Origin of the sequence: Methanosarcina soligelidi (assembly GCF_000744315.1) — an archaeon.
In the GTDB taxonomy this organism is placed as follows: Archaea; Halobacteriota; Methanosarcinia; order Methanosarcinales; family Methanosarcinaceae; genus Methanosarcina; species Methanosarcina mazei.
Genome location: NZ_JQLR01000001.1, coordinates 3,714,754 through 3,729,009, shown reverse-complemented (window position 1 = coordinate 3,729,009; position 14,256 = coordinate 3,714,754). Strand labels below are relative to the sequence as shown.

Sequence of the window (14,256 nt, the reverse complement as noted above, 5' to 3'; positions counted from 1 at the left end):
GTGGGAGCCTTACTAAAGGATATGTAATCTCTGGTTTTACCTTATGTTTCATGACTTTGGATTTTCCCAGTAATTTCATTCTTCTACCTCTATAATATCAAACAAAAGGTTACTAAATATTTATGTAACTTTGCATTTTCTGATATATGATTAGAATTTGGAGGTAAAAACTAATTTTTAACAACCAAGCCTATTGATAGTTAGGTATCAATCTGTAGGGTCAGACACCCGTTCCCTTCGGTCACTCCCTACCGCCATGCCTACAGGGTAAGGGCTGGAAAGTGTCGGATAAGTGCCGGGAAGAGGGAGTCAATAAACTCCACACTTCCAGAAGTTCGGGCAGTCCTCACAGCCTATAAAGTTGTTAACCTTCTCATAAACAGTGTGGCAGGGTATAGGGGGATAATCCTTTTTCATTATCTGCCCGATGTGGTACAGGGTTTTTTCTTTGTTATAGTCCGGCTGAGTTTCAAAGAACTTGCAGATATCTCCGGGTTGCATCCCTGCGCTTATTAGCTCCCTTGCTATGAATACGCGGGTGAAGTTTCCTGCATCTCCCTCACCGTGTAACAGCATCTTAGAAGCTGTTAAAACGCAGGGCTTAACCTTGTACTCTCCTATGCTTACGGTGTTTACTGTGGGATTCTCTGTGGCTCTGGCGGCTTTCTTCCGAGCTTCCTTCGCTTCGTCTACATAAGCCTTGTAACCTGCAATATCAATGAATTTTATCTCAAGGTTTGAAATCTTCCGAAGAAACTTCCCACCCTGCATTATCTTCGACTTCTGCCCGCTTTTAATTCCGAGGGGTAGCTTAACAAAGTTCCCGAACTCGTCCGGGTTTATGTGCTCCTGCTTCGGGAATACCTCTATATCAGTATTCGGCTTATATCCCAATTCCCTTATAATGTCCCTGCCAAAAGCATAAGCGGCTGAAGCGTCCACAGGTTTAAGGAATATCCAGAAGTGATAAGAGTGCTCCCTTCCTGAAAGTTCCAGAACAAAAGGAATGTTCAACTTATTCAGGAATTCCTCAAGCTGTCCTTTCTGCTTCTCTGCTTCCTCTATACAGGCTTTTATCTCTGCCTTTGTTGCTTCCGGCTTAGGGTGTGCATCCACATCGAAACAAAGCCATTTTACAAGATTGGTATTGTTGTCGATCTGGTAGCCTCCTATAGTCATTTTCCCGGAAAGGTGGTCTTTAATGTCTTTGCTGGAAATGCTCTTTTTTACATCAAAATATCGAGTTGTTACAGGGTTATAAAGTTTATAAAGATCTTCCCTGTTAATGATTAATTTGATGAATTCCTCGTTAACTGTGTAAACTTTGCTCTCAAAATCGGAAAAACCGTCTATAATATTACATAGACGGTTCTTTGAATTTAGAAAGACTTTTTTAGACAGTTGACGGTGGTTTCCTGCATGGGTAACCATCTCTTCAAAGTTTTTGCAGTGAATTATTTTTGGTTGAGTAATTCCTGAACCTTCATATTCTATGGTTAATTTGTTCCTGCATCCGTTCCGGTGTTCCTCTATCCCGGTTATCTGCCTGTTAAATCCCCACTTAACACAGGCTCTTACATCGTCTATACAGCATCCAAGGGCGAATACTACAGAGGGGTTCTTTCCGTTTGGGTCTTTTACTCTGCTCCAAGCCTGCCATGTGTCGCAGTGTACCGACTCGTATAAAAGTTTTTTAGACTCATCTACTGTTTCGGTGATTGAGTCGAAGGCGTTTAAGGGTTTGTTTGCTATTCCTATAGCAATCATTATCCGGGCTTTCGCTGTTACTCCGATAGTATCCGAGCCTTTATAATAAATTACAGGGTGGGGCTTTCCTGCTTCCTTGAGTCCTTTTTCAATACTTCGGGCTTCCCTCTCGCTCAGTGCAATTATAAGGACTTCCTCGCCTTCGTAGGATTCCAGAATATCTATACATCTGCTGATAATTTCAGGGCGCATCTTATAGCGTGACCTGTCGCCTATGGCGTTATACTTCTTATTATCTGCAAGAATCAGCATTTTTTCATTATTGTTTGTCGGGTCACCTTGTCTGCCGAATGTGATTCTAAGAGGTGAGACTTTCCCAATAAAAAAATCTGAATAGTCCTTACTGCAAAAGGTAGCAGTAGTTAATATTATTCGCCTGCCTTCTCCCTGCATACTCATGGTAAAGTTTCTTATAGTGTCCACATACAAGAAATCGAGAGCGGATACTTTTATCTGAATAATCCCTCTATCCTTGATAGCATTGATAGACAGCTTCTGGCTTTTTCCGATTGCGTTAAATTGGAGAAGGGCTTTAACTTCCTCCATACTTAGATTATAGTCCTCTCTGTGCTTCGTAAGCTCGATAAGGTCTTTAATAAAGCCTGCTGTTTCCTTTCCTCTTGCGGCTCTCTCCTGTCCCTTGAAAGCTGGATTCTGATAATCAAGACTAAGGCGGTGGTTCCAGTATTTCGGACTCTCCGCGCCTCCGAGGACTTCATGAACTTTTATCTTAAAAGTGTCGTCCTCTGCTATTGCTTTCATTTGCTCTATAACGTTCTTGATATATTCGAAGTCCTGACAGGCAGAGTTATATTTATTAAAGTCTGTCCTGTATCCGTTTTTGCTGTCATAGACTATGTATTCCTGTTGCCTGCCGTATTGCAGTTCGTGGACTTCATCGAGGATAATATTCTTGCTTCCTGCAATACGGTTTAATATCTTTTCTGCGGTCGTCCCTTCCCGGAACATTACCGCAAGCTCTAAGGCGGCGATCTTAGCATAAGTTAATACGTATCCCTTTGCCTCTGGTCTTCTCTCCGGGGCTGTGATAGGACAGTAATCATAGTGCTCGCAGTCCTCGCACTTATCCGCAAGTGGCAGGTATTGCAATTCCTTAAGGTCGGGGTATTCTTCGCAGAGTTCCTGATTTTTTATACAGTTCATGTTAGATTGGATATGTATAACATCGAGTCCCGGCTTCTCACAGAAGTTTATAGAGTCCCTTACAATAGTCTCGTCCGCTATCTTATTTGTGGGAACTATACAAGTAAACTTTTCATCTCTGTTTCCCGATTCTGCGTTTAAGGAAGTTGTAGCTCCTGCCCTTGTGGTTTTAAAAACTTCTATATGTCCCTGTTGGAACATCTCGTATATTTCCCAAGCTGAAACAGTCCTTCTGTCCTGACTCTTCCGAGGACAGGCTTCTATAGGTTTCTGTGTTGGGTTTCTTTCACTTAATCTTTTCATCTTCATCATTTTTCCCGAAAACAAAGGGGGGAAACTTTTCACCATCAAGCGAAAAGACTAAATAGAAAAAAAGTAATAAATATTCCATTGTGAGATGGTTTTTAACTTACTCTTACTATTGAGTCAGTCCGCAGGAAGCAGTTTTAGGGTCGCCAAACTATAAAACTGTCTTCTGCCTTTGTTTTCTTTTTCTTTTTCTTTTGTTAGTTTTTGTTCTTCAGTTTGTACTTTCTCGGTTTGTCCCAGAGTGGACTGTTACATTTTTTATTCGCGCAGTTCTTCGGTGTTACGTTTGGGAACCTTTGCGGCCACGTATACCCGCACCGGTTGCACTTCAGGATTTTTATGTTTCCGCTTTCATAAACAACATTTTCCGGTTGCATACTAAGAACTCTAGGGTCAGCATATAAAAGGCAAACGCTCTTTTGAAAGAATTTAATACTCTGTGCATGTATAGCAATGTTAACTATTTATAACAAAATGTAAAACAAACTTTACATATTTTTAGACAGTTGAAACTCAAGAATTGAAAATTAATACTATACATGCCCTGGGCGTAAGCGATTTAATTTTTATAGATGGGGGCTGAATTAGTTTTATTAAATAGTATCTATTTAAATATCAATCATGTTTCTGTTTTCATAACAGAATAAAAAAGTAGCCGGTGTTAAAAACTGCTCATGTTATGCTTTTTAGTATAACAGGGGTAAAAAACAGTTAACAGTGTACTTATTATTCTCCCTTTCGTCACATACAATGTATTCTATTTAATCACAGGGCTTAGAGTCCTTCTTTTCTTAAATAAAGCATTTAAAACGGCTCTATAGCCTGCTTAGTCTGCTTTTGAGCCTTTTATTTTTCGGAAACATAAATCTTTACTGATAACGTTTTTATGTGTTCGGGTTCCCTTTCGGAGTTCCGAAGCTGTAAAAAGCAGTTACTGTATACTTTTCCTGGGTGGTTTTAGCAGTACTGTTAAGTTTTAGCTTTATTGACGACCTGGTACGCAGGTTTTTTGATAATAATCTGTTTTTCCTGCTGACATGGAGGTGACTCCACATTGAACACAGCACAAGTTGTTTCCTCCTTTGACCAGCAGTTTGTCTTCTACTCTGACTTCTACTCTGACTTCTACTCTGACTTCTACTCTGACTTCTACTCTGACTTCTACTCTGACAGGAAGACCTTACTTCTACTCTGGCAGGCGGTGCGGTGCTTCGCTCATCATAGAGATTTGATAATAATTCTCTCAGGATAGCATAGGGCTTAATTCAGGCTCTCTGTGAGGACTTCAGGACAGGACAGGACTAAAACCACTAAGGCACAAAATAAAAAAGGTCTTAAATCGCCTTAGAATCGGTCACTAATTTTCCTTGCAAAAAGGTCTAAAGACGGTAGATAATTGCTGATATACCATATGTATATATGATATATCTATCAGAATCTATCTATTTATCTATCTATATCATCTGAAATGGTTTTATCGTTTGTTTTTAATATTTTATACTTTATATTACTAATTGGAAAAATGAAGAATTATCCTGCTTACACCTACAGGATAGTTATTCCCTTGAAACATATATATGAAAGGCTTAAGGACGGCTACTAACTTTCGAAAGAAAGGGTTCTTAAGCCTGCCCTTTGTGGCTCACTCTTTTAAAATCTCTATTCTGTTCTCTTTGGTCTTTTTTCCCTTCCTGCCTGCATGGTCTTCTCTTTAGGCTGTTATACTGTTAGAGAGTAGTTGATTTTTGGATAATCACAATGGTGAACTTTCCCGTATAGGATAAAAAACTGCCCTTTCTGGATAATGGAAATGTCCCGGTCTGGCAGGATTCGATAAAAAGAAAGGTCATGCATATCAAAAGAATTCACATTCTTATTTTAGTTAAGCCTGAATAAAAGGCTGATTTTCGCCTCACTTCTTATAAGCTTTTAAGGAAGTCAGAACGAAAACAAATACGGTTAAATCGTGTCTCTCGCTATCGGTTACCATACTTCCTATGTGTATTTTTTGAGTGGCTTTTCATTTTCCCATGGCCTAAGCGGTGGAATACTGTACATTCCTGTATACTATGGAATAATTGAATTCAGAGAAGCATAGGTAAAACAGACAAAGTAAAACAATGAAGTATTTCCAGTAAATCAATGTTGTTTTATTTTTAAAGTATTTGTATTAGAAATACAGTATTTACTCAGTGGTTTATATGACAAATAAAAATTTAGTTTTTCAGTACAAGCATATTTTGAAACACGATGACAATCACACAGTAGATAATTTGTCTCATAAACAATTATATTTTAGGGATCCAGATGCATTTGAAGATAATGATGATTTCAATATCATGATATATGAGACTATGACGGAAGAAAAAATTATAGAATTGATCGCTTTGAAGAAGAAGTGTGATCCTTCTAAAGCAAATGAGATACTAAACGATTATGTAAATAATGGAACTGTAAAAAAAGAAGGGAATATTTATACCTACTATCAAAAAGTAAAAAAATTGACTAGAGTTTGCTGTTTTAGTAAAACATGTAATAGTCGTAAAATGTGGGAGAAGCATGCTGATAATCACCAAGGTATTTGCCTTTGTTTTCAGTATATCGAGGAAACGAATCCCGGAGACTACAATAAGTACATATTTACGCAACAGGGAGTAGTATGTCCACTTTATGACGTAATATACGTGCCTTCATTTAATGATCCGGATGCAATAGATATGTCAAATAATTATAGACACACCCAAGCATTTGATCGTGGACGTACAAAAAAAAACGATTATATATTCGAAGAGGAATGCAGAATAATCTATAGCAGGCACGTACTTGAAAATGATATACTTAATTATTTTGAAAGTGATCTAAGAGGAATCATTTTTGGCTCGAGGATAACCCGTGAAAATGCGGAATTAGTCTACAAAACTATACGAGAAAATTATGAAGTTACTGTAGAATTCTATAAATCGATAGAAACTTCAGACAGAGATACAGTTAAAATCGAAAAAATACCAGAGTTTGGTGAATATATTCAGAGCTTAACATAATTTGCAATTTATATCACACCGTCACTGTAGGTATAATGAAACAAATTGCAGACATTGAAAAAGTTTATAAGCATGTTTTCAATAATTTAGTAAATAGTTTGTTTTTAGCTAGTCCAATTGCTATAATAATTATATTTATTTTTGCATATATATATCAAACAGGGCCATTAAATTCATTATCATATTATAATTGCTTAATTTTCAGTGCAGAAACTTTTTTTTCATTTCCACATACACTGGAATATACACTCACAGGTACCTACAATTTATGTGCTTGGTTAGAAACTTGATCATAGAGCTTATCCCAAAACCAGTATTTATTCGACATCATAAGAATTTGAAAACTATTTTCTATATTACAAGAGTGATTGATTATTCCAAATTCCAGATACGGTGACATAGCTCTGAGTTTTGGGATAGGCTCGTGTATTAGTTATAACCCTCCCACAAAGTTCCTTTGGGTGATTCTTTTTCTACTGTACTGATCCATGCTCCAAGTTCGTTAAGGTGGTCTTGTATTTCTGTATCAGTCATGTCTTCTTCGGTAGCTTGGTCCCATAGATACTCCATATAGTTCCCTAGATCTTTAGGATAGTTTATTGAATCCTGATTTAACTGTTTATATAAGTTTGGAGCTCCAGTTTTATCACACACGGAAGTATCAAAGCGTGTTTGCAGATATTTTATGTCCCATCCATTTTCAATCTTTTCAATGCGATAATACATGTATCTATGATCTCTTCGAGAATATACTTTTAATTCAAATGTCATAAGTTTACCTCGCTAGTTGAAAATTCATTTTTTATATTATATGTTTTTCAAAAAAAAGTGATGTCCGGAGAGCCCTGTTTGTGATTACATCATCATTCTTGCGAGAACGACTGTAACCATAATGAGCTCTAAAAGCTCCCTTGGTTCAAACTCAATAGTCGTGATTTCACACTCCGAAGTTTATATGTGTTTTTTACTTTATGCGTTTTTTACTTCGAAGCATTAACATGCGCTTTTAGCTTTCTGCTTATAGCGTCTTCATGCGCTTCTTTCTGTCTCTTTGATGTCTTTTGATTTGATATCTTTTGATTTGATGTCTTTTGATATAGTTCATGTTTATTCGACATCCTATACAGAGACATTCAGGACTCTCTAGAGCAACAGTTTAGAAAAAGGGACCTGGGGTATATAAATTTAGTTTTTTCAATAAGACTCTGGAATACTTGAGGTATAAATTTTTTAAGTGGTTGAATTGAGGGATTCCCTCTTTTCCTTCCTTTCGTCCCTTCTCTTCTTATTGTAATTATCCTCTTTACATTTTTCACCACAGTACACTTTGTCTTTTTTGTTTGTGCTCTTTTTGGCTCGATAGTGGCTCTATTATAAGGCTCTCTATACTGTCTATGTGCATGTGTGGGTTATTCTTATACTCTTCTATCAGTGCCCTATATGGGCTTATACGTGCCTTTGTGCTAGGCTGTGCGGTGCTGTGTTGCTAAGATATGGCTCTGGAAGAGATTAGATTGAATCTTCCACAAGGAAGGATTACTCTCTATGGGAGTGGCGGGAATAGGTGCACAAAAATACTTTTATTTTTATCTTTATGCTATTTTAAATCGCATGTATATAATATATTTTCTTGAATGGGAACATACAAGGATGTGTGTGAAATCCTTATGGTGAGCCTGAGATTAAGCCAGAATTTGTATCTAAGATCTCTGATCAGATCAGCATAAAAAGTCCGGATGTTTTATCCTGCAGGGTCTGCAAGATCATTCCTCAGAGCCCACTGTTTTGGAATTATAATCAACTTTTCTTTTACTCTGTTTTTTCACTTTCAGTTCATATGTTCAAGTTAAGCCTTGTCTATTCATAGTAATTCTTTTCAATTATTTTTCCCACTTCATCTAAACATGCCGTTTTACTATATGTTTCTACTGATAACAAAACTTCTATGCCAATACTGCCACATCTAATCCAAGGTTGGTCTAACATTGTAACTTTTTATATAATGTTAAAACTGCCTCTTTTTTGTTTAAAAATTTCAGCCAGATTTCAGAGCAAAGAAAATTTCAGAAATACCGAATTCGGTTTTAAGGAAGGGGACGGAGCAACCGAATACATCGACCCAATGTTTCTGAGGCCTTTCTAATCAGGCCTTTTGATTCTTTTCATGTTGTGCTCGGGAGAAGGTGAATGAGTGGGAAGCTTTGGTTTCAAGTCAAAAGTAAAAATGTGTATGTTTTTACTGTAAAATGTAAAAATGTAAATTTACATGTAAAAATGTAAAACAGCATCAGAAGAAATTGTAAATTTTACAGTAGAATAGTAAAACGGCAACAAGAGCAATTGTAAATTTTACAATAATATAGTAAAAATAGCTTAATGAGAGGCTGTAAAGGAATTGTAAAATTTAATTAATTTTCATATGTTAGTAAAATTTGGTGATATAGCTCAAATTGGAAAGGGTTAAGGCTTGGGAAAACTTGGTTTTGGGGAAAAGGTTAAGATTTAAGGAAAAATTACCAAGTTTATTTGGCTTTTTAGCAAAATGAAAAATACACATAAACAAGCAGTCATATCTGGAATATAGGAAAAAATAAAGGAAAAATTAGAAAAAAATTGAAGATTCAAAAAAATACCTGTCTTTTCTATAAAACCGAATAAAAACATTATAATACATCGTCTTTAAATTTCTCTTATATTAGTCTGATTTTTTATACGGACATGCAAAAAGTGATTAAGAGATTTATAAGATTTTTGAGGAAACCAAGCTTAACTCATTAAAATATAATATCTGGCTCTATAACGTTGAGCATTATATTAAAGCAAATAACTTTAAATGTTGGACAAGTTGGACTATTTAAATGGATGGACAAATTATGTTTAAATGCTTTCATTGTGGTGGAAATCATAATTCGAGTTCATGTCCCATTAAATCTCAAGAAAAAACCACGAATGCGATTACAGAAATGGGATATAAACAACTATCCGCGATAAATAATCTGGTTTCAAAAGCTGATGAAATTGGGACAGAGTTGTCAAGCAATTTTAATGAAATGAGTGGCAAAATATCTCGCTTAGAGGAAAAAAATAGCGAAATATCTCATTCTTTAAGGGAAATTGTTTCTTCTCAAAGGGAAATTGTGGATGTTTTAGAATTACAACATTCTGAAACTATGTGGCTAATGGAAGAACAGCTAGGGGTTTTGACAGGAATTGGAGATATGATTAAAAACTCACAGGCTACACTTTCAGAAGAAAAGTTGCATATGGGGATTAATAGTCTAAAGGTAGGAATGATCAAGGAAGGTATGAAAAAATTACAAGAAGCGGTAGAGATCAATCCACTGGATTATAGAATATATATTGTAATGGGTCATGCATACCTAGAAATGAATGACCTGAAAAATGCTCTCGATAGATTTGAGTATGCTTATAAAAATGCTCGTACAAATGATTATAAAAGTTATAGTCTTTCATTGATTAGTCGCGTCTATTTTTGCTTGGGAGATCTGGAAAAAGCAATTGAATACATAAAATTAGCCATTAAAACATCTCCTGAAGAACCGGAATTTCAATACCATTATTCTACTTACTTAGCTCAGAAGTTAAGACCGGCAAGACTGAAATTTGAAGAGATAATTCCATAATTATAGGAGGTGATAGTATATCAAACCTTGAGAAAAAAGAAATGATTTCATCTCTTAGATATGCAATATCGAGAGATAGAAATTATTTTGTAAAAGCGGCAATAGATCCGATGTTCAAAAAAATTAGATCTCAAATAGATTCTTTACTTAATGATATACTTGAAGAAACAAAAAAAAATGTCCAGATTAAAGTATCTAATCTGGAAAAATACATGAAAAAGATGGAAAAATGGTTTTCTGGAAATTATGCATCTAGTGGAGAAGTGCAATTATATAATAGCATCAAACATAAAATAAAAGAAATTTATTCAAAATTAAGTTTGAATACTTATTTTGATTATGTTGATGCTTTACAACTTGCATCTTCAGCGAATGAAGAATTAAGGAAAATTCAATTGTCAATCAAAAACACGGTGACGTCTTCAGAAGATCGTATTATATCTAATGAAAAAAAATTAAAAGATACCTCATACGAATTATCTAACAAACGCCGTAAATATCACAAAGATATGTTAATTAATGTGGTTTTGGGGGTTTTTACACCACTAATAATTATTTATGGCTGTTTCTGGTTTTATAACGTATTTTTTTCGGGTTCGGGTTTGGATTTTGATCCTGTTAAATTTATACTGGGTGCAATAATACTTGGTATAATAGGGGGGTTATTAGGTCCTCTATTACTTCCTGCGATTATGCTTATGTTTGTAAATTTTTTCAGTATTTTTGACCCAATTAAAGAATACGAGTCTTATAAAAAAAAGGCAATAAACACTGAAAATGTGATAAAAGAAGAGAATATTATATTAAAACAAATAATTCCAATAGCAAAAGAGTCTATAATTTAGTTAGATTGGGTATGATAAGGATTAGTTATTTTTTGACCACAATAGTTTTGGGCTAACTGCCCAAGCAATGGCAGTACTCCGCTAAAAATCCCTCTTCTATATTTTCTCCTATTCATTTACCTCAGACGCTCCACCACTAAGCTAATCCTTAACTTTTTTCGGAGCTATTTAATGAGGATTATGAACATATCAAATCTGAACTTATCCTCATCTATGATCTGAGGATCTCTTTTTACAATCGTAAAATGTTTCTTAGTTAAGGCAACTTTAGAAAAGATATGGTTGTGCATAACTCACACACTTGCGTTGCGTTTTTTTGAGATACCTATATCCCAAAGTTTGAGTGCGAGAGGTGCGATTCGAACGCACGAACTCCTACAAGACCAGACTCTGAATCTGGCGCCTTTGACCTGGCTGGGCAACTCTCGCATGTTGGCTTGTTTACTGTTAAATGAAATATAGTCCTCTATGTTAAATTCTTGATCCAGCCCGTGTAGGCCGTGATGCTGGAAGAATAGCTGATGAAGTAATCTCACATCTTGCCGGGTTAATAGGTTCAAAAGTGACTGTGACACTGGAGATTGAGGCCGATATTCCATCGGGAGCTCCATACCATGTGGTTAGGGTCGTTACCGAAAACAGTCGGACACTAAAATTTACTAACCAGGGATTTGAAAAAGAGTAAAAACAACCATAACTCAATTAATTGGTGATGAAGGTACTGCACTAAATAGAGCACAGCTTAAACTACTTAGGACTTAAGCAGTTAATCTTTCAGTTCAACTGCTTAAGTCCTAACTACTAAAACATTACTTATACTATTTATTTACTGAAATTATATGGGGAGTTTCCCGATAAGCCTACTGTACTGATTTGTCGCCTGTTGCACTTTATTTAGGTAATGAGCACTTCCCACAGTAACGGATGCCCTACCTTGAATGAAATCAGCTACGCTTTCTGTAATCCCTTCCTTAATCATGAGGTTTAAATGCCATTTTCGAATGGTTTTTGCAGTTACACGTCCGCTTCTGATTTCTTTCATGACGCTACAATATGACTTGAGCCTGCATAGTTTCCTTAATTCAGGAATATATGAAGCAGGGAAAAATAGGTGAAATGTCTTCTTTGTACCGCTTGATAAATAAGAAGTTGGACAGTGGGCAACTTCACCTTCAATAACTATATTGCGTTCATCGAAGTTTTCAAGCATTCGATGGATATGAGTTAAGCGGTTTCCCGAATAGACCAATAAGCTATATACTAATTTCATCTCTTCAGGGCATTCTTCATATCCCTTTTTGATTTCTTCATTATTTACGTAAATTTCAACGACGCCTGATTTTTTGATCTTGATAAATCGTCTCCATTTTTCAAGGCTGTAGCCGCATATCTCATCGATTTCTTTATCTTCAAAATAGTTAAACAAATTGCGTAACCCACGTTCTTCTTTATCCTTCAAGGGTATACTTTTAAATTCTATGGGTTTATTTACAACTTTATTTTCAAAGAATTTTAACAGGGCGTTAAGATAGTCTCTCTGGGTATTTGCCGATATATTTTTATAGCTCAACCAATCTTTGACAAAATCTTTATGTTCATCCCATATACTATTGAGCGTTAAGCTTTTTTCACTAGTCTCTGTTGTTGGTAAATAATTTCCTTGTAAGGTGCTATCGCAATCAGTTCTTGAATTTAAAGGGTTTAACTGGTCGCATTGGTCGAATACAGCCTTTACACGGCGGGGATCCTGAGTTCGAATCTCAGCGGGCCCACTTTTATCATTTCTCTTCTGAATCTGGTTTATCAGATTAATAAAGGTTTTTTTTCTCTCTTTTTCAGTCCTTTTTCTGCCGAAACAGGGTAGTTTTCTTATATGAAGGGTCATTAATCTTTATCTTGTCCACAAAAACTTCAGGTTAAATTTTTTCTTTTTCAAACTTAATACTTTATATAATACTGATATCGTTATATAGAAAGGAGAACGATAAAGAATTAGAATCTTTGTTACCTACAAAAAGATACGCTTTAATATATTTTGAAAGCGTTAATCCTTACAAAGATCACTTCAAATCACAGTGGGGGAGGAGTTAGTATTGAAGAGAAGAAGCAGGACAGATATTGCAGTAGATATTTTAAGAGTGGCGATGAACGGGGCAAAGAAAACACATATTGTTTATGAAGTAAATCTGAACTTTAACATTGCTCAGAAGTATCTGGAAATGTTGAAAGAAAAAGAGCTTATCAGGCATGAAAACGGTGTTTTTATAACGACTGATAAGGGAAAAGTTTTCCAGGAAATGGCTAAAGAACTTAAGCTATAAGCATATTTTTTTCTTTAACTTAACTTTTTTTATTCTTTTTTAATTTTAATTCTTTTTTTGACCAGGTTATCGGCTCAATTTTTCTACTTTTTTCCTTTTCATAAGTACAGTATACAGAGTCCTTAAATTGCCCTTTTTTCTTTTTCAAGATTATATACTTTAAATTATTGTATTTTTTCAGGCTCTGGATCTCTGAATTTTACTTATTCTCTCTTTATTTGTCGAGCTTAATGGTAAAATCTGGCTGAAAATCTGGCTGAAAATCTGGCTGAAAATCAGATCAGATAAATTTCAGGATCAGAAGCAATCCTGCACCCTGGTGATATATGGCAGTTAATTAAAATATCTTTAATTATAATTATATTAGTTCAGTAATACTTTTTCTAAACATTTTTACTTCCCCGTATATATAACCGCTTTTAGAAACATATATATTATGGCGATAAAGGCACTTTTTTTGAACTGCACACTTAAAAAATCGCCACAGATATCGAACACCCATGCTCTGATTGATAAGGCTGTGGCTATTTTTAAAGAACTTGGTGTTGGTAGTGAAGTCATACGGGTTGTTGACTACAATATAGCTTTCGGGGTTTCTTCGGATGAAGGAAACGGGGATGAATGGCCTTTCATACTTGAAAAAATAAAAGATTGCAATATTCTGGTTATAGCTACCCCTATCTGGTTTGGAGTACTTTCTTCTGTAGCCAAAATGGTGATCGAAAGGCTGGATGGGACATATATGGAAGGAGATCCAGAAACCGGGCAGTATCCTTTATACGGAAAGGTTGCAGGGGTCATGGTTACGGGAAATGAAGACGGGGCACATGATGTATGTTCTACCATACTTTACAACCTCACGCACCTCGGATGTACCGTGCCTCCCAATGCGGACTGCTACTGGGTTGGAGATGCAGGTCCGGGTCCCAGCTATATAGAAGCAGGAGGGGAAAGACACCTTTATACTAATCGGACAGCGAGGTACATGGTGCATAACCTTACTTATTTCGCAAAGCTTCTGAAAGAAAACCCTATTCCAACCAGCCTGAAAAAGCTTGATGAGGAGGCAAAAAGAGTAAGTAATAAGGGCTAAAACTGCCCTGAAAGCACCAGATTAATCTTCACTATTTTACAAGTTTTGCTGGGCAGCATTTTACTGATCGAG

The 14,256-nt window shown here is 35.9% G+C and carries 9 protein-coding genes and 1 tRNA gene; 5 read left to right on the top strand and 5 right to left on the bottom strand.

Features of this window, described 5'->3' with window-relative positions:
* Positions 1-309 precede the first annotated feature (309 nt).
* On the bottom strand, positions 310-3,240 hold the full coding sequence (locus M886_RS15935) for a TOTE conflict system archaeo-eukaryotic primase domain-containing protein (protein ID WP_152558053.1): 2,931 nt from the start codon (positions 3,238-3,240) through the stop codon (positions 310-312).
* Positions 3,241-5,480: 2,240 nt separating this feature from the next.
* On the opposite strand from M886_RS15935, the gene M886_RS15930 reads away from it, so the two are divergent.
* Entirely contained in the window at positions 5,481-6,281 is an 801-nt protein-coding gene (locus tag M886_RS15930; RefSeq protein ID WP_160173171.1) for a DUF2971 domain-containing protein, read from the top strand.
* A gap of 429 nt (positions 6,282-6,710) precedes the next feature.
* Here M886_RS15930 and M886_RS15925 read toward each other — a convergent pair whose 3' ends face one another.
* Entirely contained in the window at positions 6,711-7,052 is a 342-nt protein-coding gene (locus M886_RS15925) for a hypothetical protein (protein ID WP_152558052.1), read from the bottom strand.
* A gap of 2,087 nt (positions 7,053-9,139) precedes the next feature.
* On the opposite strand from M886_RS15925, the gene M886_RS15920 reads away from it, so the two are divergent.
* The gene (locus M886_RS15920) at positions 9,140-9,925 is read left to right on the top strand and encodes a tetratricopeptide repeat protein (RefSeq protein ID WP_084685108.1); all 786 of its coding nucleotides are present in this window, start codon (positions 9,140-9,142) and stop codon (positions 9,923-9,925) included.
* 41 nt (positions 9,926-9,966) lie between these two features.
* Entirely contained in the window at positions 9,967-10,770 is an 804-nt protein-coding gene (locus M886_RS15915; protein ID WP_048051488.1) for a hypothetical protein, read from the top strand.
* 344 nt (positions 10,771-11,114) lie between these two features.
* Here the strand turns inward: M886_RS15915 and M886_RS15910 are convergent.
* Positions 11,115-11,199: transfer RNA gene (locus M886_RS15910), tRNA-Leu, on the bottom strand.
* 406 nt (positions 11,200-11,605) lie between these two features.
* Positions 11,606-12,655: an integrase gene (locus tag M886_RS15905; protein ID WP_048051487.1), complete on the bottom strand. Its 1,050-nt coding sequence runs from the start codon at positions 12,653-12,655 to the stop codon at positions 11,606-11,608.
* Positions 12,656-12,863: 208 nt separating this feature from the next.
* On the opposite strand from M886_RS15905, the gene M886_RS15900 reads away from it, so the two are divergent.
* Complete coding sequence (locus M886_RS15900; RefSeq protein WP_011032206.1) at positions 12,864-13,091, top strand: winged helix-turn-helix domain-containing protein; 228 nt, start codon at positions 12,864-12,866, stop codon at positions 13,089-13,091.
* A 19-nt stretch (positions 13,092-13,110) separates the two neighbouring features.
* Here the strand turns inward: M886_RS15900 and M886_RS19430 are convergent, their stop codons facing one another.
* Entirely contained in the window at positions 13,111-13,239 is a 129-nt protein-coding gene (locus tag M886_RS19430) for a hypothetical protein (protein WP_268745867.1), read from the bottom strand.
* Positions 13,240-13,527: 288 nt separating this feature from the next.
* Here M886_RS19430 and M886_RS15895 point away from each other — a divergent pair, with 288 nt between their 5' ends.
* Positions 13,528-14,184 (top strand): flavodoxin family protein, encoded by a 657-nt coding sequence (locus M886_RS15895; protein ID WP_011032203.1) that lies wholly within the window; start codon positions 13,528-13,530, stop codon positions 14,182-14,184.
* The last annotated feature ends 72 nt before the right edge of the window (positions 14,185-14,256 follow it).

What these genes read in the sequence shown, in the direction of transcription:
- M886_RS15895 (WP_011032203.1), top strand. Translation starts at nt 13,528, where the DNA reads ATGGCGATAAAGGCACTTTTTTTGAACTGCACACTTAAAAAATCGCCA.
- M886_RS15920 (WP_084685108.1), top strand. Translation starts at nt 9,140, where the DNA reads ATGGATGGACAAATTATGTTTAAATGCTTTCATTGTGGTGGAAATCAT.
- M886_RS15915 (WP_048051488.1), top strand. Translation starts at nt 9,967, where the DNA reads ATGATTTCATCTCTTAGATATGCAATATCGAGAGATAGAAATTATTTT.
- M886_RS15925 (WP_152558052.1), bottom strand. Translation starts at nt 7,052, where the DNA reads ATGACATTTGAATTAAAAGTATATTCTCGAAGAGATCATAGATACATG.
- M886_RS15935 (WP_152558053.1), bottom strand. Translation starts at nt 3,240, where the DNA reads ATGAAGATGAAAAGATTAAGTGAAAGAAACCCAACACAGAAACCTATA.
- M886_RS15905 (WP_048051487.1), bottom strand. Translation starts at nt 12,655, where the DNA reads ATGACCCTTCATATAAGAAAACTACCCTGTTTCGGCAGAAAAAGGACT.